Annotated in this window: 23 protein-coding genes; 13 read left to right on the forward strand and 10 right to left on the reverse strand. The window is 64.1% G+C overall.

Translation table 11 applies throughout. From position 1 onward, the window contains the following. Nucleotides 1–217: 217 nt before the first annotated feature. From ACIQT2_RS00510 to ACIQT2_RS00520, 3 genes are read left to right on the forward strand one after another with little or no spacing between them, the layout of a single operon-like run. Entirely contained in the window at nt 218–841 is a 624-nt protein-coding gene (locus tag ACIQT2_RS00510; protein ID WP_402942532.1) for a biotin transporter BioY, read from the forward strand. Then, complete coding sequence (locus tag ACIQT2_RS00515) at nt 841–1,563, forward strand: energy-coupling factor ABC transporter ATP-binding protein (protein WP_402942534.1); 723 nt, start codon at nt 841–843, stop codon at nt 1,561–1,563. The genes ACIQT2_RS00510 and ACIQT2_RS00515 overlap by 1 nt, the downstream gene beginning before the upstream one ends. Further along, complete coding sequence (locus ACIQT2_RS00520) at nt 1,560–2,198, forward strand: energy-coupling factor transporter transmembrane component T family protein (protein ID WP_402942538.1); 639 nt, start codon at nt 1,560–1,562, stop codon at nt 2,196–2,198. Before ACIQT2_RS00515 ends, ACIQT2_RS00520 begins: the two co-directional genes overlap by 4 nt. On the opposite strand, the gene ACIQT2_RS00525 is transcribed toward ACIQT2_RS00520, so the two are convergent. Continuing rightward, entirely contained in the window at nt 2,195–3,373 is a 1,179-nt protein-coding gene (locus tag ACIQT2_RS00525; protein WP_402942540.1) for a thiolase family protein, read from the reverse strand. The two genes, ACIQT2_RS00520 and ACIQT2_RS00525, sit on opposite strands and share 4 nt — an antisense overlap. A gap of 13 nt (nt 3,374–3,386) precedes the next feature. Then, the gene (locus ACIQT2_RS00530; RefSeq protein WP_402942543.1) at nt 3,387–4,775 is read right to left on the reverse strand and encodes a class I adenylate-forming enzyme family protein; all 1,389 of its coding nucleotides are present in this window, start codon (nt 4,773–4,775) and stop codon (nt 3,387–3,389) included. A gap of 61 nt (nt 4,776–4,836) precedes the next feature. Here ACIQT2_RS00530 and ACIQT2_RS00535 point away from each other — a divergent pair, with 61 nt between their 5' ends. Next, nucleotides 4,837–5,739, forward strand: coding sequence for a neutral zinc metallopeptidase (locus ACIQT2_RS00535; protein WP_402942546.1), 903 nt, complete (start codon nt 4,837–4,839; stop codon nt 5,737–5,739). A gap of 80 nt (nt 5,740–5,819) precedes the next feature. On the opposite strand, the gene ACIQT2_RS00540 is transcribed toward ACIQT2_RS00535, so the two are convergent. The 6 genes from ACIQT2_RS00540 to ACIQT2_RS00565 are packed head-to-tail and all read right to left on the reverse strand — an operon-like array spanning nt 5,820 to nt 10,989. Continuing rightward, nucleotides 5,820–6,152, reverse strand: a complete 333-nt coding sequence (locus ACIQT2_RS00540) for a metal-sulfur cluster assembly factor (protein ID WP_144658786.1) — start codon at nt 6,150–6,152, stop codon at nt 5,820–5,822. Nucleotides 6,153–6,165: 13 nt separating this feature from the next. Further along, entirely contained in the window at nt 6,166–6,951 is a 786-nt protein-coding gene (gene sufC, locus ACIQT2_RS00545; protein WP_397321794.1) for a Fe-S cluster assembly ATPase SufC, read from the reverse strand. A 43-nt stretch (nt 6,952–6,994) separates the two neighbouring features. Beyond that, nucleotides 6,995–7,351, reverse strand: coding sequence for a non-heme iron oxygenase ferredoxin subunit (locus ACIQT2_RS00550; RefSeq protein WP_400332335.1), 357 nt, complete (start codon nt 7,349–7,351; stop codon nt 6,995–6,997). Between the two features lie 37 nt (nt 7,352–7,388). Then, nucleotides 7,389–8,690, reverse strand: coding sequence for a Fe-S cluster assembly protein SufD (gene sufD, locus ACIQT2_RS00555; RefSeq protein WP_402942550.1), 1,302 nt, complete (start codon nt 8,688–8,690; stop codon nt 7,389–7,391). 2 nt (nt 8,691–8,692) lie between these two features. Continuing rightward, on the reverse strand, nt 8,693–10,168 hold the full coding sequence (sufB, locus tag ACIQT2_RS00560) for a Fe-S cluster assembly protein SufB (RefSeq protein ID WP_144658782.1): 1,476 nt from the start codon (nt 10,166–10,168) through the stop codon (nt 8,693–8,695). After that, complete coding sequence (locus tag ACIQT2_RS00565; RefSeq protein WP_402942551.1) at nt 10,168–10,989, reverse strand: helix-turn-helix transcriptional regulator; 822 nt, start codon at nt 10,987–10,989, stop codon at nt 10,168–10,170. The genes sufB and ACIQT2_RS00565 overlap by 1 nt, the downstream gene beginning before the upstream one ends. A 110-nt stretch (nt 10,990–11,099) precedes the next feature. Between ACIQT2_RS00565 and ACIQT2_RS00570 the strand changes: the two genes are divergently transcribed. Genes ACIQT2_RS00570 through ACIQT2_RS00580 form a run of 3 tightly spaced genes read left to right on the forward strand, consistent with a single transcriptional unit; the run spans nt 11,100 to nt 13,797 of the window. Next, nucleotides 11,100–12,059 (forward strand): ABC transporter ATP-binding protein, encoded by a 960-nt coding sequence (locus ACIQT2_RS00570; RefSeq protein WP_402942554.1) that lies wholly within the window; start codon nt 11,100–11,102, stop codon nt 12,057–12,059. Further along, nucleotides 12,056–12,820 (forward strand): ABC transporter permease, encoded by a 765-nt coding sequence (locus ACIQT2_RS00575; protein ID WP_402942557.1) that lies wholly within the window; start codon nt 12,056–12,058, stop codon nt 12,818–12,820. Before ACIQT2_RS00570 ends, ACIQT2_RS00575 begins: the two co-directional genes overlap by 4 nt. A 32-nt stretch (nt 12,821–12,852) precedes the next feature. After that, nucleotides 12,853–13,797, forward strand: a complete 945-nt coding sequence (locus tag ACIQT2_RS00580) for a heme A synthase (protein WP_402942559.1) — start codon at nt 12,853–12,855, stop codon at nt 13,795–13,797. A gap of 390 nt (nt 13,798–14,187) precedes the next feature. On the opposite strand, the gene ACIQT2_RS00585 is transcribed toward ACIQT2_RS00580, so the two are convergent. Next, entirely contained in the window at nt 14,188–15,150 is a 963-nt protein-coding gene (locus ACIQT2_RS00585; protein ID WP_397321786.1) for a heme o synthase, read from the reverse strand. A 435-nt stretch (nt 15,151–15,585) separates the two neighbouring features. Between ACIQT2_RS00585 and tkt the strand changes: the two genes are divergently transcribed. From tkt to pgl, 6 genes are read left to right on the forward strand one after another with little or no spacing between them, the layout of a single operon-like run. Continuing rightward, nucleotides 15,586–17,700 carry a transketolase gene (gene tkt, locus ACIQT2_RS00590; RefSeq protein WP_402943102.1) on the forward strand — a complete coding sequence of 705 codons (2,115 nt, stop codon included), beginning with the start codon at nt 15,586–15,588 and terminating at the stop codon, nt 17,698–17,700. Between the two features lie 33 nt (nt 17,701–17,733). Beyond that, complete coding sequence (tal, locus tag ACIQT2_RS00595) at nt 17,734–18,852, forward strand: transaldolase (RefSeq protein ID WP_402942562.1); 1,119 nt, start codon at nt 17,734–17,736, stop codon at nt 18,850–18,852. A gap of 6 nt (nt 18,853–18,858) precedes the next feature. Further along, nucleotides 18,859–20,490: a glucose-6-phosphate isomerase gene (locus ACIQT2_RS00600; protein WP_402942565.1), complete on the forward strand. Its 1,632-nt coding sequence runs from the start codon at nt 18,859–18,861 to the stop codon at nt 20,488–20,490. Between the two features lie 15 nt (nt 20,491–20,505). Next, nucleotides 20,506–22,062 carry a glucose-6-phosphate dehydrogenase gene (gene zwf / locus ACIQT2_RS00605; protein WP_402942567.1) on the forward strand — a complete coding sequence of 519 codons (1,557 nt, stop codon included), beginning with the start codon at nt 20,506–20,508 and terminating at the stop codon, nt 22,060–22,062. Further along, complete coding sequence (locus ACIQT2_RS00610; protein ID WP_402942570.1) at nt 22,059–23,000, forward strand: glucose-6-phosphate dehydrogenase assembly protein OpcA; 942 nt, start codon at nt 22,059–22,061, stop codon at nt 22,998–23,000. Before zwf ends, ACIQT2_RS00610 begins: the two co-directional genes overlap by 4 nt. Then, complete coding sequence (gene pgl, locus ACIQT2_RS00615) at nt 22,990–23,808, forward strand: 6-phosphogluconolactonase (RefSeq protein WP_402942573.1); 819 nt, start codon at nt 22,990–22,992, stop codon at nt 23,806–23,808. Before ACIQT2_RS00610 ends, pgl begins: the two co-directional genes overlap by 11 nt. On the opposite strand, the gene ACIQT2_RS00620 is transcribed toward pgl, so the two are convergent. Next, on the reverse strand, nt 23,761–24,156 hold the full coding sequence (locus ACIQT2_RS00620) for an RNA polymerase-binding protein RbpA (RefSeq protein WP_400269412.1): 396 nt from the start codon (nt 24,154–24,156) through the stop codon (nt 23,761–23,763). The two genes, pgl and ACIQT2_RS00620, sit on opposite strands and share 48 nt — an antisense overlap. Nucleotides 24,157–24,286 lie beyond the last annotated feature (130 nt).

The raw sequence follows: 24,286 nt of genomic DNA on the forward strand, positions 1-24,286 counted from the left end.
GGTGGGCCGGTGGTTGCGGCAGGGACGGCCATGAGAACGGCCTGTCCAAGTCTACCGGCAGCCTGGCCGGGACCGGACATCGGCGGAAACTGTGCCACCCACCAAAGATTGCTCCCATGCATTTGTGGAGAGACTCCAAAATAGGAGGTCCCGCGCCTCCGTATTCTCGAAAGGTGGGCCCCAACCCACCATCACTGCAGCTAACAAGGACCCCCCAATGACTCAAACCAATCCGGCTCCACCAGCGCGCACTGTCGCCCGCAAGAGGTGGACAGCAACGGACCTTGGCCTCATCGCCGTCTTTGCGGCGCTCGTGGCCGCTTCATCGCTCGTCCCAGGCATCCCGGTGGGTGCCCTTGGCGTGCCGATCACCCTGGTGACCCTGACCGTCATGCTCAGCGGCCTGGTGCTGGGCGCCGGGCGCGGTTTTGCCGCCGTCGGGCTTTATGTCCTGTTGGGGCTGGCAGGATTGCCGATCTTCAGCGGGGGACGCAGCGGACTCGGCATCCTGGCGACTCCCTCCGCGGGCTACATCATCGCGTTCCCCCTGGCTGCCGCTGCGACAGGCGCCTTGGCTGCCGTGATCATCCGGAAGACGGTGCGCTTCCGTGCCCTCCTGCTGTTCGTCGCCACCATGGTCAGCAGCGTGGTCATCATCCACGGGCTCGGCGTCCTGGGCATGATGGTCAACGGCAAACTCGACTTCACCAAGGCATTCATCGCGGACCTCCCCTACTATCCGGGCGATATCCTGAAGAACGTCCTCGCGGTCCTCATCGCGGTGGCACTCCATAAGGCATTTCCGGACGTGCTGGTGCGCCGGGTCAAACAGGCAGGCTAATGACTTCCATCAACTTCAGCGGGGTCTCCGTCCGTGTTGCCGTGGACGGTGCGGCGACGGACAAGACCCTGCTGCAGGATGTGTCCCTCGGCCTGGCCGAACAGCGCATCGGTGTCATCGGCGCCAACGGTTCCGGCAAGTCCACCTTGCTGCGCCTGGTCAACGGCCTGGTGGAACCCACTTCCGGGTCGGTAACGGTCCATGGAGAGGACACCGTGGCTGCCGTGCGGCGGGTCCGCGCCAATGTGGGCTTCGTGTTCACCGATCCGTTGTCGCAGTTGGTGATGCCCACCGGACGCGAAGACGTGGAATTGTCCTTGCGCCGTTCGGTGAAGAACGGGCGCGAGCGTGCCCTCCGGGCCGAGGCGGTCCTGAACAGATTCGGCATCCTGCACCTGGCCGACCAAAGCATCTACGAACTCTCCGGCGGCGAGCGGCAATTGCTGGCCCTGGCCGCCGTCCTCGCTGTGAATCCCAAGGTGTTGGTCCTCGACGAACCGTCAACCTTGCTGGACCTGCGGAACCGCGAACTGCTTCGACGCACCATCGCCGGGCTCGAACAGCAGGTCATCATGTCCACCCATGACCTGGAACTCGCCCAGGACATGGACCGTGTCCTTGTGGTCGAGTCTGGCCGGATCGTCTTCGACGGCATCCCCGCCGCGGCCATTGCCCATTACCGGGAGCTTTGTGCGGCCAGCATTAACGGGACCACGCCGTGAGGGGCCATGGGTTCCTCATCGCGAACTACGTCCAGGGGAACTCGCTGATGCACAGGACTCCCTTGTGGCTGAAGTTCCTGGTGGTGGCGGTCTGCGGGGCCGCGTCCTTCCTCATAGTCGACTGGGCTGTTTCGCTGGCGGTCTTCGGGGCCATGTGCGCCTTGTTCCTGCTGAGCGGTGCGGGTCCCCGCCGCCTTGCGCGGGTCATCTGGATGGTCACGCCGATTGTGGCAGTCATCGGATTGTTCCAATGGTGGCAGCTCGGCGGCCCCACTGCGGCCAGGATCGTGCTGAATGTCCTGGTGTGCGTCGTCGCTGCCTCTGTCCTGACGGCCACTACGCCGGTACAAAAGCTGCTCGACGGTGTGGTTTCGCTGGCCCGGCCCTTTCAACGCTGGGGCGCGGATCCCGAGCGTTTCGCGCTGACCATCGCCATCATGCTCCGAAGCATCCCCTTCATTGCCGGCGCGTTCTCCGATGTCCGGGACGCCGCAAGGGCCCGCGGACTTGAGCGCAGCCCGCGCGCGCTGGTGATTCCTGTCTTCATCACCACCGTGGCCTATGCCCGCCACACCGGGGACGCACTTGCTGCCAGGGGTCTTGGCGAACCCGACGAGGAACCGGAGCGCCGCTAGAGCCTCGCGTACCGCAGAAGGGCTGACGTCCCCATGCCCCCGGCAATGCTGATCATCGCCAGCCCCAGGGACTCGGCGCCGTCGGAGTGGTAGCGGTCCCTGGCCTGGGCCATCAATCGCGTCACCAGCACTGCACCGGACGCGCCGTAAGCGTGACCCAGAGCCAGCGCTCCACCCTCCAGGTTCGCTGCCGCCGGGTCGATCCCCAGCTGGTCCAGGCAGGCGATGGTCTGGGAGGCAAACGCCTCGTTGAATTCCACCAGGTCCACGTCCCTGGCCGAAAGGCCTGCGCGGCCCAGGAGCCGTCGGGCTGCATGGGCGGCGCCAATGCCCAATAACTCCGGGTCCACCCCTGCTGTATCGCAGTCCAGGACAAGCAAGGCGTCCTGCGCACCCATCGACCGGGCCCGGTCGAGCGAGGTAACAACGACGGCGGAAGCAGCGTCAGCGTCAAAGCACGAGTTCGCGGCGGTAACGCTTCCACCAGGAACGAACGCTGCCGGGAACCGCGCCATCAGGGTCGGGTTGAGCGACTTCCTGGGTCCGTCGTCCTGGGCGACAGTCGTTCCAGCGCTGGCCAGCGGCACTGTTTCGGCCTCGAAGCGGCCAGCCGCGGAAGCTGCGACGGCACGGCGGTGGCTTTCCAGCGCGTAGGCATCCTGCCGTTCCCGATCAATTCCGAAATGCCGGGCCACATTTTCGGCGGCCACCCCCATGTCCGGGTCACCAAAGTCCTTTGGCACGAAGCTGGCCCTGGAGTAGAAGTCCAGGCCGCCGTCGTCGTTCCGGTTGGCGCGTGCGGGCGCCGTACTGACGCTTTCCACTCCGCCGGCGATGAACAGGGGGCTGTCCCCGGCAGCAACCAGTCGAGCCGCCACTGCTATCGCATCAAGTCCCGAACCACATTGCCGGTCGATCGTCATGCCGGGAACGCTGACGGGGAAACCTGCCTGGAGCGCAGCGAACCGGGCCACGTTGCCGCCACCGCCCACTGCGTTGCCGATGATGACGTCGTCCACCACAGCCGGGTCCACGTGGGCATCCTCCACCAGGGCTGCCAGCACCGGAGCCAGCAGATCCTCGGCCCGCAAGTGCTGGAGCCGGCCGTTGGCACGGCACACGGGCGTCCGCAACGCCCCAAGGATGACGGCCTGTCGGGACGGATCGGACGTCACCCGGCTGCCCGCCTTAGCCAAGGGGCTGGACCCGCGGATCGTGGTTCTTGATCCAATCCAGGAGAACCTTGCGGCTCACCTTGCCCCGGTCCGTCATGGGCAGCTCGGCCATGACGAAGTACTGCAGAGGCCATTTGTCCCGTGGCAGTAATCCGTCCAGGCCCGTGCGAAGCTGGGTGGCTGTGACAGCCCCGTATGCGGGAACGATTCCCGCGACCACCCTTTGGCCCCTGATGTCGTCCGGGGCCCCGGCCGCAACAGCGGATTCAATGCCCGGCACGGAAGCAAGGGCGAGCTCCACCTCGTGCGGGTAAACGTTCTTGCCTGCGGTGATGATCATGTCCGCCCGGCGGCCGAGGATATGCAAGGTGCCATGATCCAGGTAGCCCTGGTCCCCTACCGTGTACCAGCCGTCGAGGCAGCGAAGCGCCTGGCCATCATCGCCCCAAAGGTAGCCGTTGCTGACCATCCCGCTGCGGACGCTGATATTTCCGTGCTGACCGTGCTCAAGCTCGTTCCCTGCGTCATCAAGGATCCGTACGTCCACGCCAGGAAACGGGCGTCCAATGCCGGTCCCGCCAATGTCCAACGGCTCCCCGGCGGCCAGCCGGGTGCCGGACACGAAGCTCAGTTCGGAGGCTCCGTAGTACTCGTAAATCACCGCATTGGGAGCCCAGCGGCGGGCTGCCTCCAACGTGCGGGCATCGAGCTTGGAACCGGCGGAGACGATGCTGCGGATCCCCGAGGCGTCCACATCGCCGGCCAGGCCGCGTTCGCTGAGGAGGCGGAGCATGGTGGGGGCCAGCACGAGCCTGGTGATGCCGTCGTGGCTGATGGCCGCGTGGGCGTCGCCAACATCGAAGGTGTCCAGGGTATGGAACGAGGCTCCCGCGTAAAGGCACTCGGACAATGCGTAGAGGTTCAGGGATGCCGAAAGCGGCCCGGGAGCGAGTGTACGGTCGTCCTGTTCCAAGCCGAAAAATTCGATGGAGGCATCGAAGGAGACCTGCCAGGAGCGGCGCGAACGGGCGAAGGCCTTGGGAATGGAGGTAGTGCCGGAGGTCAGTCCAATGAGGAACGTGCTGGCGGGATCGCCGTCCAGCAGTTGACTATCGGTAACCGTCGTCGAGTCCTGGACCCTCGCGGCGACCTCCTCAACCATGGGCCCGGGCCAAGCCGGGTCGAGGACGGCGCAGCGGCGGGTCCCGGCCACCGCGGCAACGTAGCGTTCAATGAAGGGAACCGAGTTCTGTTCGGCCAGCACCGTTGTAGCCCGGGCGTCCAAAAGGTCCGTGGCGGCGTCGCGGAGTTCCGCCCAAGTGAGCCGGCTGCTGCCCACAACCACGGCCGTGTGGTGCGGGCGTTCATCGGCCCAGAGTTTAAGTTTGTCCAGGAAAGGCATCCCCGCAATTTTACGGCAGTGTCCGCCGTCAGGCACCAAAGGTGACGTCTATTCTGGCTGTATGAGTTTCAATGACGGCGCACAGCTCGATCCCTCGCAGGTTGAAGACCGACGCGGCAGCGGCATCGGACGCGGAACGAAGATCGGCGGCGGAATCGGGGGCGGCATTGTTGCCCTCCTGCTCGTGCTCTTGGGAGTAAATCCCAACATTCTCGGTGACATCACCGGCAGCGGCCAGCCACCCGCCGTCGAGAGCGGAACCGGGACAGGCGGCGTCCAGGAATGCCAGACAGGTGCGGATGCCGACAAGCGGCTGGATTGCCGCATCACCGGGACGGTCAACAGCCTGAACGCCTTTTGGCCCGCGTACCTGGCCGACTACAACGTGAAGTATTCGCGCCCGGGAACGGTCATCTTCGACCAAGTCACCACTACGGGGTGCGGGCAGGCGACCACTGCCGTAGGGCCCTTCTACTGCCCTGCCGACGTCAAGGCCTACTTCGACCCTGGTTTCTTTGACGAGTTGGTGACGCGGTTTGGCTCCTCGGGCGGACCCCTCGCGCAGGAGTACGTGGTGGCGCACGAAATCGGGCACCACATCCAGAACATCCTGGGCAACCTTGACCGGGCACAACAGGATCCGCAGGGCCCCCAATCAGGCGGAGTACGGGTGGAACTGCAGGCCGACTGCTACGCCGGCCTGTGGGTGCGTTACGCGTCAACGCAGGCCGACCCTGCAACAGGAAAGCCCTTCCTGGACCCGATCACCCAGCAGGACCTTCAGGATGCGCTCTCCGCTGCATCGGCAGTGGGCGACGACCGCATCCAGGAAGCGGCCACCGGCAGGGTCTCACCCGAGTCCTGGACGCATGGTTCCAGCGAACAGCGGCAGAAGTGGTTCTCCCAGGGCTACTCCACCGGAGACATCAACAAGTGCGACACGTTCGGCGTCGCCACACCATAGCCGGGGATTAAACGGAAATGGTTCCGGGCACAAGCCCGGAACCATTTCTGTTGTCCGCATACAGCGGGACAGCCAGGTGATCAGATGTTGAAACCGAGGGCCCGCATCTGGTCCTTGCCGTCGTCGGTGATCCGCTCCGGACCCCATGGCGGCATCCAAACCCAGTTCAGGCGCCAGTCATCGACGATGCCGTCCAAGGACTTGCCAACCTGCTCTTCAAGCACGTCCGTCAGCGGGCAAGCCGCCGTGGTGAGTGTCATGTCGATCAGGAGGGCGCCGTCGTCGTCCGAGTACTTCAGGCCGTAAAGCAGGCCCAAGTCAACGACGTTGACCCCCAGTTCGGGGTCGATGACGTCCTTGAGCGCCTCCTCGACGTCCTCGAGGCTGGTGCGCGCAGCGTTGATTTCGGTCATAAGGTGATCCTAACTAGGCCTGTGCGGCAGGAGCAACAGCGACGCCGGCACCGGCGGCGTAGCGGTCGTAGCCTTCTTCTTCGAGGCGGTCGGCGAGCTCGGGGCCGCCTTCTTCGACTACCTTGCCGTCAACGAAGACGTGCACGAAGTCCGGCTTGATGTAGCGGAGGATACGGGTGTAGTGCGTGATGAGCAGAGTGCCCATGTTGCCCTGGGCGTGTGCCCGGTTGACGCCTTCGGAAACCACCTTGAGGGCGTCGACGTCCAGGCCGGAGTCGGTCTCGTCAAGCACGGCAAACTTGGGCTTGAAGAGCTCGAGCTGCAGGATCTCGACGCGCTTCTTCTCGCCGCCGGAGAAGCCTTCGTTGACGTTGCGCTGGGCGAAGTCTGCGTCGATGCGCAGCTGCTGCATGGCTGCCTTGACGTCCTTGGTCCACGTGCGGAGCGCGGGCGCTTCGCCGTCGATGGCGGTCTTTGCCGTCCGCAGGAAGTTGGTCATGGTGACACCCGGAACCTCTACCGGGTACTGCATGGCGAGGAAGACGCCAGCACGGGCGCGCTCGTCAACGCTCATCTCCAGGACATCTTCGCCGTCCAGGGTGATGCTGCCGCTGGTCACCGTGTAACGCGGGTGGCCGGCGATGGTGGAAGCAAGGGTGGACTTGCCGGAACCGTTGGGGCCCATGATGGCGTGGGTTTCGCCGGTCCTGATGGTCAGGCTGACGCCCTTCAGGATCTCCTTGGTGCCCTGCTCCGTCTCGATGCTGACGTGCAGGTCCTTGATCTCAAGAGTAGACATGCTCTTCTTTCTTTCCGTTCGTAAGTCTGGCGGTACTGGGCGCTCAGTAGTTGTTTACCGGAGCGCCGTTCACAACGTTGGTCACATCCACGTAGACGTCGTCGCCATCGATGGCGACGGCGAAAACCGGGACAGGATCGTAGGCAGGCAACTGCAGGGGCTGTCCGCTGCGCAGATCGAACTGGGAACCGTGTCCCCAGCACTCGATCGCGCAGCCTTCGACGTCGCCTTCGGACAACGAGATGTCAGCGTGCGAGCAGGTGTCTCCGACGGCGTGAATTTCGCCCATCGAGTCCTTCACGATGGCTACGGGGTAGTCATCGATCAGGACGCGCAGCGCCTGCTTGACCTTGATGTCGTTGGCGTTGCACACGAGTTCGCCCTTGATGTGATCACTCATGGTTGTCCTGTTGGCCTGTCCTGGTTGTCGGTGGACGTTAGTTGTCGGTTGCGGCGAGCTCGCGCTCGACGGCTTCGGTCAGACGGTCCTCGATGGCCGGAACCTTGATCTTCTGGATGATCTCGTTGAGGAAGCCACGGACCACGAGCCTGCGGGCAACGTCTTCCGGAATACCGCGCGCCATCAGGTAGAAAAGGTGCTCGTCGTCGAAACGGCCCGTGGCGCTGGCGTGGCCCGCGCCTTCGATCAGGCCCGTCTCGATTTCGAGGTTCGGCACGGAGTCCGCACGGCAGCCATCGGTCAGCACCAGGTTCTGGTTCTTCTCGTAGCTGTCAGTGCCTTCGGCGTTCTTCTGGATCAGGACATCGCCCACCCAAACGGTATGCGCGCCCTTGCCCTGCAGCGCGCCCTTGTACAGCACGTTGGAGACGCAGTTGGGCTGCCCGTGGTCAACGTACGTGCGGTGCTCAAGGTGCTGGCCGGCGTCGGCGAAGTACAGGCCGAAGAGTTCCACTTCACCACCGGGGGCTGCGAAGCGGGCGGTCGGCGTCACGCGGACGAGGTCGCCACCGAGGCTGACGACAATGTGCTTGAACTTGGCGTCACGGCCAATCCTTGCCTGCTGCGAGGAAGCGTGAACCGAATCATCGTTCCATTCCTGCAGCGAAACGACGGTGAGTTCTGCGCCGTCTTCGAGGATGATCTCCACGTTCTCGGACACGACGGCAGTGCCTTCGTGACCCAGGACCAGGACGGCCTTGGAGAACTTCTCTGCAACGACCACCACGTGCTGGGCGGCGGCATCCGTGCCGGCACCGGCGAGGGTCACCGTGATCTCCGATTCGAGGGACGTTTCCGAGGGAACCGTGATGACGGTGGCTTCCTGGAAGTTCGCCCAGGCGTTCGCGGAGACGCGGTCCTCGGGAATGCCTGCCTGGCCGATGCGCTGGTCTTCGCGGCCCACGGTCTCAACCGTCACTCCGGCAGGGGCGTTGACGGACACGGCCGGCGCAGCCCCGGTCAGGGCTTCGCTGTGCAGCCCACGGAGGCGGCGCAGCGGGGTGAACCGCCAGTCCTCTTCAAGGCCCGTCAGTGCCTTGAAGTCCTCCACCTTGTAGGACGTCAGGCGACCGGCGCGCGAACTGTCGGGAACGCCGACGCCGCCGCCGTGCGAGTGACCCTTCGCCGACGCACCGGCGAGGGGTCCCGCAGAAGGCTGTTCCGTCGTCGAGCCGGCGTTGATCGGCGAGAGGTTCTCGCCTTCTTCGGTGAAGCCGTCGATAAAGGGCTGTGCTGAGGGCGCGCCGATGCGAGCCTTTTCAGTAGTGATATCAGTCATTGTTAACCGACGGATCCTTCCATCTGAAGTTCAATCAAGCGGTTGAGCTCGAGGGCGTATTCCATGGGCAGTTCACGGGCGATCGGCTCGATGAAGCCGCGCACGATCATGGCCATGGCCTCGTCCTCCGGCATGCCGCGGGACATCAGATAGAAGAGCTGCTCTTCGCTGACGCGGGAAACGGTTGCCTCGTGGCCCAGTACGACGTCGTCCTCGCGGATGTCGATGTACGGGTAGGTATCCGAACGGGAAATGGTGTCCACCAGTAGCGCATCGCAACGGACCGTGTTGGCCGAGTGCTTGGCGCCTTCACGGACCTGGACCAGGCCACGGTAGGCAGCACGGCCGCCACCACGGGCCACTGACTTGGAAATGATGGAGCTCTTGGTGTTCGGTGCGATGTGCACCATCTTGGAGCCGGTGTCCTGGTGCTGGCCCTCGCCTGCGAAGGCGATGGACAGGGTCTCGCCCTTGGCGTGCTCGCCAACGAGGTAGACGGCCGGGTACTTCATGGTGACCTTGGAACCGATGTTGCCATCGACCCATTCCATGGTGGCGCCCTCTTCGCAGATGGCGCGCTTGGTGACCAGGTTGTACACGTTGTTGGACCAGTTCTGGATGGTGGTGTAGCGGACGCGTGCGCCCTTCTTCACGATGATTTCCACCACTGCCGAGTGCAAGGAGTCCGAGGTGTAGATCGGAGCCGTGCAACCCTCGATGTAGTGCACGTACGAGTCTTCGTCGGCAATGATCAAGGTGCGCTCGAACTGGCCCATGTTCTCCGTGTTGATACGGAAGTAGGCCTGCAGCGGGATGTCCACGTGGACACCCTTGGGAACGTACACGAACGAGCCACCGGACCAGACCGCGGTGTTCAGCGAGGCGAACTTGTTGTCGCCCACGGGGATCACGGTGCCGAAGTACTCCTGGAAGATCTCCGGGTGTTCCTTCAACGCGGTGTCGGTGTCCAGGAAGATCACGCCCTGGGCTTCGAGGTCCTCGCGGATCTGGTGGTAGACAACCTCGGACTCGTACTGGGCCGCAACGCCCGAAACCAGGCGGCTGCGCTCAGCTTCCGGGATACCCAGCTTCTCGTAGGTGTTCCGGATGTCCTCGGGCAGGTCTTCCCACGTGGCTGCCTGCTTTTCGGTAGAGCGCACGAAGTACTTGATGTTGTCGAAGTCGATGCCCGAGAGGTCTGCACCCCAGGTGGGCATGGGCTTGCGGTCGAAGTACTTCAGGCCCTTGAGGCGTAGGTCGAGCATCCATTCGGGCTCGCTCTTCTTGTCGGAGATGTCACGGACAACCTCCTCATCGAGGCCACGGCGGGCGTTGGCGCCGACGTCGTTCTTGTCGGCCCAGCCGTACTCGTAGTTGCCGATGCCATGCAGCTCGGGATTCTTTTCCAGAATCTCCGAGATCACAGTGCCGTCAGCTACCGCCTTCTCTGCTGTTCCTTCAGCTAATTGACCCGTCATCACGGCCTTTCTTGCTGGTTGTTTGATTCCTTGGACAGGTTTCCGGACTGCTCTGCGATGCCGGGGAGCATCGTGGCAGCCGGTCGCCCGGTAGGTATGTGGGTGGTGCAGACGTGACCGCCTTGCGCCAGGGTGGACAAGCGGCGGACATCGACGCCCACCAAACGGGAGAACACCTTGGTTTCGGTGTCGCAGAACACGGGAAATTCCGCCGCGAGCTGCTGTATGGGGCAATGCCCCTGGCACAGTTGGACGCTGGAGAATTCGGCGGGCAAGGGAGCCTTGGCCTCGATGGAGTGGGCGGAGGCGACGTAGCCGTCCCGGCTCAGTGCCTTGGACAAAGCCACTGCGCGGGCTCCTATGTCCTCACCGGCAGCGGCCACCTCGGGCGCATAACGGCGTTCCAGCTCGGCGAACCGTTCTTCCGCATAGTCGCGTACCGCATCTTCTCCCGCGATATCCTGCAGGCGGCGCAGGGCAGAGGTTGCGATGTTCAGGTAGTCGTCGCCCAGCTTGGACTGGCCCTGTGAACTGAGGACGTACCGCCGTGCCGGGCGGCCTGCACCGGCTCCGGCCTTTGCGACCCGCTTGACTTCGATGACGCCGTTCCGTTCAAGGTGGTCCAAGTGCCGGCGTACGGCCGCAGGGGTGAATCCAAGCAGGTCGCCGAGTTCCGCGGCGCTGACAGGTCCGTTTTCCAGGACCGCGGCAAGGACGCGGTCGCGCGTACGGTCTTCAGCATCCGGCAGCGAAGGCACGGGCGCAACGGGCCCGTCCGCCGCAGCATGCCGCTTCGAGGGCATGGAAACTGGAGTGCTCATGGAATACACAACACAATCATGTCGTAATTTCATTCCGGCCTCCAGTAAGGCAAGACTGACCTTGCCTTACCCGCCGCATGTGACCGTACTACTTCGCGTAGAATACTTTGGTGCGATCCACCGACTCCCCTGTCCTTACCATAGACGGACTCATCAAGGATGTTGGCCCCCTGGCCTCCCTTGACGGCAAAATGCTCAGGGTTGTGAGTGGCGTTTCCCTGGTAGCGGAGCGCGGGCAAATCACCGCCCTCCTTGGCGCCAACGGTGCCGGCAAAACCACCACCCTCGAGTGCGCCCAAGGCCTGCAGAAACGGACAGGGGGCACCATCTCGCTCCTCGGCGAAGACCCGGACACCGCAGGGGCGGAACTGCGGTCCCGCGTTGGTGTGATGCTCCAGGACGGCGGCCTCCCGCCGTCGGCCCGCCCCCTTCCCTTGCTGCGCCATGTGGCCGGCATGTACGCGAACCCCATGGACCTTGACCTCCTGGTGGAACGGCTCGGCATCAACCAGTTCAGCAGGACCAGCGTCCGCCGGCTGTCCGGAGGGCAAAAACAGCGCCTCGCCCTGGCTGCCGCCCTGGTGGGCAATCCGGACATCCTCTTCCTGGACGAGCCCAGCGCAGGGCTTGATCCGCAATCGCGCCAGATCGTCTTCGACCTCATCGCCGAACTCCGCGACGCCGGCATGGGCATTGTGCTCACCACCCACCTGATGGACGACGCCGAGCGGCTCGCCGATTACGTCTACATCATCGACGGCGGGCACAACGTCGCCGAAGGAACCGTTGCCGAACTGTTGGCGAACGACCATTCGACGGACATCGCCGACAGGACCCTTTACTTCGACGCACCCGGCGGGCTGGACTTCAGCGCAGTTCTCCGCGCAGGCCTCCAGGTCACCGAAACAAGGTCAGGAAGCTACTCGGTCAGTGGCGCCTTGACTCCGGCGGACCTGGCAGTCTTGACCGCGTGGTGGGCAGAACGGAACATCATGCCCGCATCCCTCCGGCTTGAGGCACGCAGCCTGGAGGACGTATTCCTGGACCTTTCCGGAAGGGACCTTCGATGAGCAAGCTCCTGGCACCCAACGCAGGTCCGGCCTCCCTGTCCCGCCGCATCGTCCAACAGGGCAAGTACGAGACCATCACCATGCTCCGCAACGGAGAGCAACTCATCCTGGCCATCGTGTTGCCGCTCATGGCATTGGTGGGCCTGGCTGTTACTCCCCTGTTGGACGGCCTCGGCGGCTCCCGCGTTGATATCGCGACGCCGGGCATCCTGGCCCTCTGCGCCATGTCCACGGCCTTCACCGGCCAAGGCATCGCCACAGGATTCGACCGCCGCTACGGCGTCCTGCGCTTCCTGTCCACCACCCCGCTGGGCCGGGGTGGACTGATTGCCGGAAAGATCCTGGCCGTGCTGGTGGTGTTGTTCCTGCAGGTAGTGGTGGTCACCGTGGTTGCCGGTTTGCTGGGGTGGCGCCCCGAAGCGGCAGGCTGGCTGCCGGGGCTGGCTCTGTTGGTCCTCGGTGCTGCAGCGTTCACTGCCCTGGGGCTTCTGGTGGCGGGTACGGTGCGCCCGGAGGCCACGTTGGCCATCACCAACCTCCTGTGGATCCTCCTCGGCGCCCTGGGTGGCATTGTGGTTCCGGCCGAGAGACTCCCGGCGCTGGCCCAGAACATTGTGCATTTCCTGCCCTCCGGCGCCCTCGGACAAGCGTTGCGCGAGGCGTTCCTGCACGGAGCCATCGCCTGGCCCGCCGCCTTGGTCCTGCTGCTGTGGACACTGATTGCGGGCGCCGCCGCCATCCGCTGGTTCAAGTGGAACTGACCACCGAACGAGAACTGAGAAACGAGAAACCTGTGAGCACGGCATCACGCCTTCCCCAAACCTTTCAGCGGTTCACTTCCAAGCTCCCCACCGAGGTGAACCGGACCATCCGGCGCTTGGCCGTCCTGTCACTGATCGGCCAAACAGTGTTGGTTGTGACCGGCGGCGCCGTCCGCCTGACGGCCTCCGGCCTTGGCTGCCCCACGTGGCCACGATGCACCTCGGACTCCCTCGTCAACACTCCGGAAATGGGCATCCACGGATTCATCGAGTTCGGCAACCGCCTCCTGACGTTCGCACTGGCGGCCGTGGCCGCCCTCATGCTGGTCTACTTGTGGAACCTCCGCAAGGAACGGCGTGACCTCTTCCTTCTGGCGCTTGGACTTCTGGCCAGCATCCCCGCGCAGGCCGTCATCGGCGGCATCACGGTTCTTTCCGGCTTGAATCCCTGGGTCGTGGGGTTGCACTTCCTGGTGTCCATGGCCTTGGTGGTGTTTGCCACCCTCCTGGTCAACCGGGCCTACGGGCGCACAGGGCGGTTCATGAACCGCATCCTGGTTCCGCTCCCGGCTGTTCTGCGCCCGGCAATGCTCGCAGTGGCCGTGTTCTCTGCCATCGCGGTGATGCTCGGAGTAGTGGTGACGGGCGCCGGCCCGCACGCAGGCGATGCCGACGCACCGAGGAACGACCTCGACTGGGACCTCTTCTCGCACATCCACGCTGTTCCGGCCTACCTGATCACGGCAGGCTCGCTCTTTGCCGTCTACGTGGTGTTCCGGCACAAGATTGCCGGGCCCTTCCGCACGGCCGCCTACCTCATGGTGGCGGTCACCGTCTTGCAGGCCATCATCGGCTTTACCCAGTACTACAACGGCATCCCCGCCCTCCTGGTTGGCGCCCACATGCTCGGCGCGGCGCTCCTGATGAGCGCCTCAACCAACGCGGCAGACCTGGCGAAGGCGAGCCCGGTCAAGTAGGAGCACGGGAGGCTTGGCGCCCTGCCGCCAGCCGGATGGCCCGACGGCGTTACTCAGGTGAGTAACGCCGTCGGGCTTCTTCGTAGCCGGATCAAGACAGCAGTGAGGGGCTGCCGTGTGAGAACATCCGTCTGGCGAACGCTCGCTCACGAAACACCCCCGGCCCGACGACGCTCTCTCACTTTCCTGACGAAAGTGAGCGAGCGTCGGTCTGACGCGACGCATAGATGCGAGAGCGTTGGGCAGGACACCGGCGTTTCGTGAGAGAGCGATCCCAACGATGGGGGATTTGGTGACAGAGCGTGCGGCGGGTGATTAACGGAAAAAGTCCGACGTCGGCACTCGCGTGAGTGCCGACGTCGGACTGTGCGTACCTGGAGCCTTGGGGCGTTAGCCGCCGATCAGCGGCGCACCCACGAAGGGATCGACCGCGAGGGCGATGAACAGCAGCGTCAGGTAGCTGATGGAACCGTGGAAGACCTTCATGGCACCCTTGTTCGAAACGTCGCCACCCTGGGCCCGCTTGTACAAGGCGTGGCTCTCGTAGAGGAACCAGGCGCCGGCGGCGACCGCCGCGATGGTGTAGACCCAGCCCGCGCCGCCAACGGGGATCATCAGCAGCGAACATGCCACCATGGCCCATGCGTAAAGGACAACCTGCACCGAGACCACCTTGGCGCCGGCAATGGCACCCAGCATGGGCACTTTGGCATTGCGGTAGTCCTCGCCATAGCGCATGGAAAGGGGCCAGTAGTGCGGCGGGGTCCAGAGGAAGATCACCATGAAAAGGACGATCGCCGGCCATTCAACGGTGTTGGTCACTGCCGACCAGGCGATGAGTACCGGGAAGCAACCCGCTGCGCCGCCCCAGACAATGTTCTGCGCGGTGCGGCGCTTGAGGATCATCGTGTAGATGACGACGTAGAAGACGATTGCACCGAGGCCGAGCCACGCGGACAACGGGTTGGCACCGAACCAAAGGATCGCGATGGACGCGGCCCCGAGGATCCAAGCGAACACGAGCGCTTCGCGGGGAGTCACCTCTCCCGTCACCAGCGGACGCTTCTCGGTGCGGTGCATCAACTTGTCGATGTCCCGGTCGATGTAGCAGTTGAAGACGCCCGCGCTGCCGGCGGCAAAGGCTCCGCCCACCAGCGTTGCAAGGATCAGGCCAATGGAGGGGAAGCCTCGCTGGGCGAAGATCATGGTGGGCAGCGTGCTGACCAGGAGCAGCTCGATGACCCGGGGCTTGGTGAGGGCCAGATACGCCTTGAACTTACGGGAAATTCCGATGCCTCCCCGGGCCGGGGACGCGTTAAGGGGCGTATCAGTTGTGCTCACGGCGGCAGTCACTCTGTTCTATGCTCTGGGGTTCTCGCAGCGGCAGCGTCCGGTTGATGGTGGAACCGGGGGCCGGACACCGCTGGTGGCCTCCAGATATCATACCGTGGCCGGAAGTGGACCAATGTCCGCAAAATACGCCAATGTTTCCGAATCTTCACGTGTTCGGGGCGCCTTGGTGATTCATATAAGCGAATTTCTGTCCAGTTAGTGGGATTCCCTGAGTCCCACGCCACGTTTAGGGCTAAGCTGTGAAACAGATCAGCACACGTCGACTTTCCGGGAAACCGTATTCTCGGATTCTCCGTGCGACTGGATGAGAGATCAACGTTTCAATGGTGAACGGCTGGTAGACACATTGCAGCGGGCGCCATCCTGAGCTTCCTGCGCGCCGTGTTTCCAAAACCTGCCGTCAGCACAGAGAGGGGCTCGGTTTTCGTGCCACATTTGGAAGAGCAAGTACTGTCCTGGACCGATCTGGACCAGAAGGCTGTTGACACTGTTCGGGTGTTGGCTGCTGATGCTGTGGAGAAGGTCGGCAACGGCCACCCTGGTACGGCCATGAGCTTGGCTCCGGCGGCGTACCTGCTGTTCCAGAAGCTGATGCGCCACGACCCGAAGAACCCTGAGTGGATTGGCCGCGACCGCTTCATCCTCTCCCCGGGCCACACGTCCCTGACCCTGTACATCCAGCTCTTCCTTTCCGGTTACGGCCTGGAACTGAAGGACCTCGAGGCACTGCGTACCTGGGGTTCGCTGACTCCGGGCCACCCGGAGTACAAGCACACCGCCGGCGTGGAAATCACCACGGGCCCGCTGGGCCAGGGCCTGGCCTCCTCGGTTGGTTTCGCTTACTCCCAGCGCCGCCAGCGCGGCCTGTTCGACGCCGATGCTCCCGCCGGCGAATCGCCGTTCGACCACACCATCTGGGTTATCGCTTCCGACGGCGACCTGCAGGAAGGCGTCACGTCCGAGGCTTCCTCCCTCGCCGGCCACCAGGAACTGGGCAACCTCGTTGTTGTCTACGATGAGAACCACATCTCGATCGAAGATGACACGGACATTGCGTTCACCGAAGACGTCCTGAAGCGTTACGAATCCTACGGCTGGCACACCCAGCGCGTGGACTGGACCAAGACCGGCGAGTACGTCGAAGACGTCCAGGAACTGTACTCGGCGTTGCTGGCCGCGAAGGCTGAAACGTCCAAGCCGTCCATCATTTCGCTGCGCACCATCATCGGCTACCCGGCCCCGAAGAAGCAGAACACCGGTAAGATCCACGGCTCCGCACTCGGCGCCGAAGAAGTTGCCGCGCTGAAGTCGGTCCTCGGTTTCGACCCCGCCAAGTCCTTCGAGGTGGACCAGGAGGTCCTGGCCCACGCCCGCAAGGTTGTGGAGCGCGGCTCCGAAGAGCGCGCCGCGTGGCAGAGCAAGTTCGAGGCATGGCAGGCGTCCAACCCGGACGGCGCCGCGTTGCTCGAGCGCATCGAAGCCAAGAAGCTGCCCGTCGGCATCGACGCCGCCCTCCCGGTCTTCGAAGCCGGCAAGGACGTTTCCACCCGCGCAGCATCGGGCAAGGTCCTGAACGCGATCGGCCCGGTCCTTCCGGAACTCTGGGGCGGTTCGGCCGACCTCGCCGAGTCCAACAACACCACCATCGAAGGTTCGCCGTCCTTCATCCCGGCCTCCCGCTCCACGGAAGCCTGGAAGGGCAACCCGTACGGCCGTGTGCTGCACTTCGGTATCCGCGAGCACGCCGCCGCCTCGATCGTGAACGGCATCTCCCTGGCTGGCCGCACCCGCGCCTTCTCCGGCACGTTCCTGATCTTCAGTGACTACCAGCGCCCCGCCATCCGCCTCGGCGCACTGATGGGTGTTCCCTCCCTGTATGTCTGGACGCACGACTCCATCGGCCTGGGCGAAGACGGTCCGACGCACCAGCCTGTGGAGCAGCTCGCTACCCTGCGCGCCATCCCCGGCCTGGACGTTGTCCGCCCCGGTGACGCCAACGAGGTCTCCGCCGCATGGAAGGCCATGCTGGAGAACCACGAGAACCCGGCCGGTATTGTCCTGACCCGCCAGAACATCCCCACCTACGCCCGTGGCGAAGGTGCAGCCAACGGTGACACCTTTGCGTCCACCGCAGGTGTTGCCAAGGGCGGGTACGTCCTGGCCGAGGCTTCCAAGGACGGCGAAACAGCTGACGCGCAGGTCATCCTGATCGGCACCGGCTCCGAGGTCCAGCTCGCCGTCCAGGCCCGTGAAGCACTCCAGGCCGAGGGCATCGCCACCCGCGTTGTCTCCATGCCTTGCGTCGAGTGGTTCAAGAAGCAGGACGAGGCCTACCGCGAATCCGTCCTTCCCGGCTATGTCAAGGCACGTGTTTCCGTCGAAGCAGGCCTCGCGCTCGGCTGGCAGGAATTCGTCGGCGAGGCCGGCCGCTCCATCAGCCTCGAGCACTTCGGCGCTTCCGCCGACTACAAGCGCCTGTTCAACGAATTCGGCATCACCGCCGAAGCTGTTGCAGCCGCTGCCAAAGACTCCCTCGCAGACCTTTCTTAGTAATCGTCTGAAATCCCATCAAGGAGAAAACCAATGACCAGCACTCCCACGCAGCAGCTGTCTGACGCCGGCGTTTCCATCTGGCTCGACGACCTCTCCCGCAACCGCCTGGAAACGGGCACGCTGCAGAAGCTCATTGACGAGAAGAACGTGGTTGGCGTGACTACCAACCCGTCGATCTTCCACGCCGCCATCACCTCCGGAACGGACTACGACGCAACCATTGCAGCCAAGGCCGCAGAGGGTGCCAGCGTCGAAGAAACCATCTTCGAGATCACCACCACTGACGTAGCGGACGCTTGCGACCTGTTCGCCCCGCTCGCAGCGGCAACCAACGGCGTTGATGGCCGTGTATCCATCGAGGTCGACCCGCGCCTCGCCTGGGACACCGCAGGCACCATCGCCGAGGCCAAGCACCTCTACGCCAAGGTCAACAAGGACAACGTCCACATCAAGATTCCGGCAACCCTGGAAGGCCTCGAAGCCATCACGGCCACGCTGGCTGAGGGAATCAGCGTCAACGTGACCCTGATCTTCTCGCTGGAGCGGTACCGTGCAGTCATCAACGCTTTCCAGTCCGGCCTTGAGCAGGCCAAGGAGAACGGCCACGATCTGTCCACGATCCACTCGGTCGCCTCGTTCTTCGTTTCCCGCGTGGACTCCGAGATCGACAAGCGCCTTGACGGCATCGGCACCGACGAGGCCAAGGCCCTCAAGGGCAAGGCAGGCGTCGCCAACGCACGCCTTGCCTACCAGGTCTACGAAGAGCTGTTCTCCACGGAACGCTGGAACGTGCTTGCAGAAGCGGGCGCACTCCCCCAGCGTCCGCTGTGGGCTTCCACCGGCGTCAAGGACCCGGCCTACCCGGACACCCTCTACGTGACCGAACTGGTTGCCGCCGGCGTAGTGAACACCATGCCGGAGAAGACCCTGGATGCCACCTTCGACCACGGTGTGGTCACCGGCGACACCATCAGCGGCACGTACGAAGACGCCAACGCCGTCCTCAACGCCCTTGAAAACCTCGGTGTCTCCTACAACGACGTCGTTGCGCTCCTCGAGTCCGAAGGACTCGAGAAGTTCGTGGCCAGCTGGAAGGAACTGCTGGCCGACGTCGAAGGCGCACTTGCTACCGCACGGAAGGCTTCCTAACCAACAATGAGCACAATCAGCTTTGACGCCAGCGGTGCCGCACAGCAGGCAATCGCCCAGCACATTGACAGCCTGGTCGAAGACAGGATCGCTACGCGGATCTTCGCCAAGGACCACACGCTGTGGGGTCCGGACGCGGAGTCGGAATCCGCTATCCGCCTTGGATGGGTTGAGGCTCCGGCCATTTCCCAGCCATTGGTCGGCCAGATCCTCGAGTTGCGTGACGCGCTCCGCGCCGAAGGCGTTTCCCATATTGTCCTGTGTGGCATGGGTGGATCGTCTTTGGCACCGGAAGTCATTGCCGGCACCGCTGGCGTCGAGCTGACTGTTCTCGACAGCACCGATCCTGAACAGGTCAGTGCTGCCCTCGCGGACCGGCTGGCTGAAACGGCGATCGTCGTTTCGTCCAAGTCCGGTTCCACTGTTGAGACGGATTCCCAGCGCCGGGTGTTCGAGAAGGCGTTCAACGACGCCGGGATCGACGCCAAGAGCCGGATCATCATCGTGACCGATCCGGGCTCGCCCCTGGACAAGGCGTCCCGCGAAGCCGGTTACCGTGCCGTGTTCAACGCAGACCCGAACGTCGGCGGCCGTTTCTCGGCCCTGACGGCCTTCGGCCTGGTCCCGTGCGGCTTGGCCGGCGTGGATATCCAGGCGTTCCTTGATGAGGCCGAAGAAGCCGGAGAGGTCCTCAACGAGGACTCCTCGGACAACATTGGCCTGTCCCTCGGTGTTGCCCTGGGCGGGACCAACCCGCTGCGGAACAAGATCGTCATCGCAGAGGACGGATCCGGCATTGTTGGCTTCGCTGATTGGGCGGAACAGCTCATTGCCGAATCCACCGGCAAGCTCGGCACCGGTGTCCTGCCTGTTGTCGCTGGCCCGGACTCCCCCGAAGCCCGCGGCGGTGCAGACGACGTGCTGGTCATCCGCCTGGTCGGTGCGGATGACGACGTCGAACTTCGCGAGAACGAGGTGGCCATCGCCGGTGGCCTGGCCACGCAGATGTTCGTCTGGGAATTTGCTACCGCCGTCGCCGGTCGCCTCCTGGGTATCAACCCGTTCGACCAGCCCGACGTTGAAGCCGCCAAGGTTGCCGCTCGTGGCCTGCTCGATGCCCGTCCCGAACCGACGCCTGCTGCCTTCACCGACGGTGCCGTGGAAGTACGCGGCGGCGATTGGCTCGGCTCCTCGGCAACTGTTACGGATGCTGTGCAGGCGCTTCTAGGCCAGCTCGGCACCGATGGTTACCTCAGCGTCCAGGCGTACCTGGACCGCATCAGCCATGCACCCCTGGAGGGCATCCGCGATGAACTCGCAGCTGCCAGCGGGCGTCCGGTGACATTCGGTTGGGGGCCCCGCTTCCTGCACTCCACCGGGCAGTTCCACAAGGGCGGCCCCGCCATCGGTGTCTACCTGCAGGTCACTGCAGCGTCCTCCCTTGATCTTGAAATTCCTGAGCGGCCCTTCACCTTCGGTCAACTCATTGCGGCCCAGGCCTCGGGCGATGCCCAGGTCCTCGAAAGCCACGGCCGACCAGTTTTGCGCCTGCACCTCACCGAGCGTGCCGCAGGCGTAGCACAGCTCCAGGATGTCATCGCTGCGTTGGCCGGTCAGCCCAGCGCACTCGAAAGCTAAGGCACAAAACCTAAAATGCCAGATACTGAAAACGGCAGGAAGACTGCTGGTTTGCGGAATCCGTTGCGGGATCCGCGGGATCGTCGTTTGAGTCGTATTGCTGGGCCGTCGTCGTTGGTGTTCTTTGGGGTCACTGGTGATCTTGCCCGGAAGAAGTTGATGCCTGCGGTGTATGACCTGGCTAATCGTGGGTTGTTGCCGCCGAGTTTCGCGTTGGTGGGTTTCGGCCGGCGTGAGTGGGACAACGCCGATTTCGCCGCTGAGGTGAAAGAGAACGTCAAGGCGCACGCGCGGACGAAGTTTGATGAAGCGGTGTGGGAGCAGCTCGCGTCGGGGATCCGCTTTGTTCAGGGCGAGTTCGATGATGATGATGCGTTCGAGCGGCTCGGGGACGTGTTGGAGGAGTTGGATGAAACCCGCGGCACCCGCGGCAATCATGGTTTCTATCTCTCGATCCCGCCGAAGGCGTTTGAGCAGGTCTGCCGGCAGTTGTCCAAGCATGGGTTGGCGCAGGCCAAGACCGGGCAGTGGCGCCGGGTGGTGATCGAGAAGCCGTTCGGGCATGACCTGGACTCGGCCCGGGCGTTGAATGACATTGTGGAGTCGGTGTTCCCGCCGGATGCGGTGTTCCGGATTGACCATTATCTGGGCAAGGAAACGGTGCAGAACATCCTGGCGTTGCGGTTCGCGAACCAGTTGTTCGAGCCGTTGTGGAACGCGAACTACGTGGACCATGTGCAGATCACCATGGCCGAGGACATCGGTACCGGTGGCCGTGCCGGGTATTACGACGGTGTGGGTGCGGCCCGGGACGTGATCCAGAACCACCTGCTGCAGTTGCTCGCGCTCACGGCGATGGAAGAGCCGATCTCCTTCAACGCCGATGATTTGCGGGCGGAGAAGGAAAAGGTCCTCGCCGCGGTCAAACTCCCCGAGGATTTGTCCACGCATTCGGCGCGGGGTCAGTTCACCGGTGGCTGGCAGGGCGGTGAACAAGTCCAGGGGTACCTGGAGGAAGACGGCATCCCCGCCGATTCGAAGACCGAGACGTTCGCGGCGATCCGGGTGGACATCAACACGAGGCGTTGGGCCGGGGTGCCGTTCTACCTCCGCGCCGGTAAACGTTTGGGCCGGCGGGTCACGGAGATCGCGGTGGTATTCAAACGCGCCCCGAACCTGCTCTTCCGTGACCACGGCGAGGACGACTTCGGGCAGAACGCGGTAGTGATCAGGGTCCAGCCCGATGAGGGCGCCACGATCCGGTTCGGGTCCAAGGTCCCGGGCACCCAAATGGAAGTCCGGGACGTGACCATGGACTTCGGCTACGGTCACTCCTTCACCGAATCTTCCCCGGAAGCCTACGAGCGGCTGATCCTGGACGTGCTCCTGGGCGAGCCGCCGCTGTTCCCCCGCCACCAGGAAGTGGAACTGTCCTGGAAGATCCTTGACCCGTTCGAGGACTACTGGGCGTCCCTGGATGAACAACCGCAACCCTACGCACCGGGCAGTTGGGGGCCGGCTTCGGCCGATGAACTCCTCGCCCGTGACGGACGAACCTGGAGAAGGCCATGATTGTCGATCTGCCGGACACCACCACCTCGAAAATTTCCAAGAAAATCACCTCCCTGCGCGAGCAAGGCGGCGTGATCGCCCTGGGCCGGGTCCTGACCCTGGTGGTCGTGACCAAATCCGGGCAGGAAGAAGAAGCGATCGAAGCCGCGAACGAAGCCAGCCGGGAACACCCCTGCCGGATCATCGTCCTGGCCGACGCCGGCGCCGAAGCCCGGGACCGGCTCGACGCGCAAATCCGGGTCGGCGGGGACGCCGGCGCGTCCGAAGTGATCGTGCTGCGCGGCTACGGCCAAATGGCCCACGAAAGCGAATCCCTCGTCGCCGGACTCCTCCTCCCCGACGCACCCATCGTCGCCTGGTGGCCCCACGGCGCCCCCGCATCCGCCTGCGAAACCTCCATCGGAGCCATCGCCCACCGCCGCATCACCGACTCCGCCAACGAACCCGACCCCGCCCAAGCCCTCGACACCATCCGCAAAACCTACAAAGCCGGAGACACCGACCTCGCCTGGACCCGCCTCACCAACTGGCGCATCCAACTCGCCGCGGTGCTCGACCAGGTGGACAGTGATCCGGTGTCCGCCATTGCCGTCGAAGGTGCCTCGGACTCCCCCAGCACGCTTCTGCTTGCTGCGTGGTTGACGTTGGCACTTGAAGCGCCGGTGACCATCGTGGCCGATCCTGCCGGTACGGGCATCCGCCGTGTGCGGCTGACCCGCGCCAGCGGGGATGTGCAACTGTTCCGTCCAGGACTGTCCGTCGCCGAGCTGACCCAGCCAGGCCAGCCGGCGCAGCGCATCACCCTGCCGCGGCGCAGCCTCAAGGACTGCCTCGCCGAAGAACTCCGCCGGCTCGACCCCGACGAAGTCTTCGGAGAAGTGATTACGATGGGACTGCCACTTACCAGCCAGAGGAGAGTCCAGACCAGTGCACGCTGAGCCAAGAGTAAGCATCCACCCAGACTCCAAAGTGTTGATGGCCGCCATTGCGGCACGACTCATCACCAAGCTCGTGGACGTCCAGGACAAGCACGGCGAAGCCACGGTGGTCCTCACCGGCGGAACAGTGGGTATCGGTACCCTGCGGGCGGTCGCCGACTCGGCAGCCGCTCCCGCGGTGGACTGGTCGAGGGTGAACTTCTGGTGGGGCGACGAACGCTTCGTCTCCGCCGACAGCGGTGACCGGAACACACGGCAGGCCCGTGAGGCGCTTCTGGCGCACCTTCCGGTGGATCCTGAGCGCATCCATGAACCTGGCTCCTCGGATGACTTCGCAACGGCCGAGGAAGCTGCCGCAGACTATGCGGACCGTTTGAAGGCGGCCGCCGAAGCCGAACACGCGGCCGACATGTCTGATGACCGGCCCGAGGAACCGGGCACCTTGCCCCGCTTCGACGTCCTCCTGCTGGGCGTCGGCCCGGATGCCCACGTTGCTTCGTTGTTCCCGGAGCAGGCGGCCATCCGGGTCAAGGACCGTACTGTGGTGGGCGTTGAAAACTCACCCAAGCCGCCGCCGTCGCGGGTTTCCCTGACCTTGCCCACCATCAACACCGCCCAGGAAATCTGGATGGTAGTAGCCGGAGAAGACAAGGCAGGTGCTGTCGGACTTGCCTTGGCCGGCGCCAATCCCGTGCAGGTGCCTGCAGCCGGCCCGGTGGGCCGCTCAAGGACCCTGTGGCTGATCGACGAGAACGCCGCCTCACGTGTCCCGCAGCAGCTGGTCCGGAAGGACCCCGCGGGCGCGTAGCCTCTCAAGCGCTCCGGCCAGGACAATTTCTGCGTCCTGGCTGGAGCGTCTTTCTTTAACGTAGTCCAGGTGCGACTTGAAGATTTCGTCGTCCGGGCGTGCTGCTGCCGGATGCAGCGGGTCACGGGAGGCCGGAAGCCCACACTTAGGGCAGTCCCAGGTCTTGGGAATTTGCTCGTCCGGCAGCTTAAGAAAAACAAGCCGCGTTTCGTGTCCCTTGGCGCACCAATAGGGAACACGAATACGCGGCAATTGCTCTCCGTCACTGTGGTCGCTCTGATTTCTCGGTGCGGACCCTTGGGTTACTCCCACTCGGGTCCCCCGGTAACCGGGCGTGCCATGAACCATTTCGAACCCCTAGCGACTCGGTGGTCGGCCGTATGGCCCTTGGGCCTGACGGCCAACACCGACAGTCTAATGCCAGGTGCACGACGGCGGCACCAAACTTTGGTGCCGCCGTTCAGGATGGCGTGACGAA

Origin of the sequence: Paenarthrobacter sp. NPDC090522 (assembly GCF_044769225.1) — a bacterium.
GTDB lineage: Bacteria > Actinomycetota > Actinomycetes > Actinomycetales > Micrococcaceae > Arthrobacter.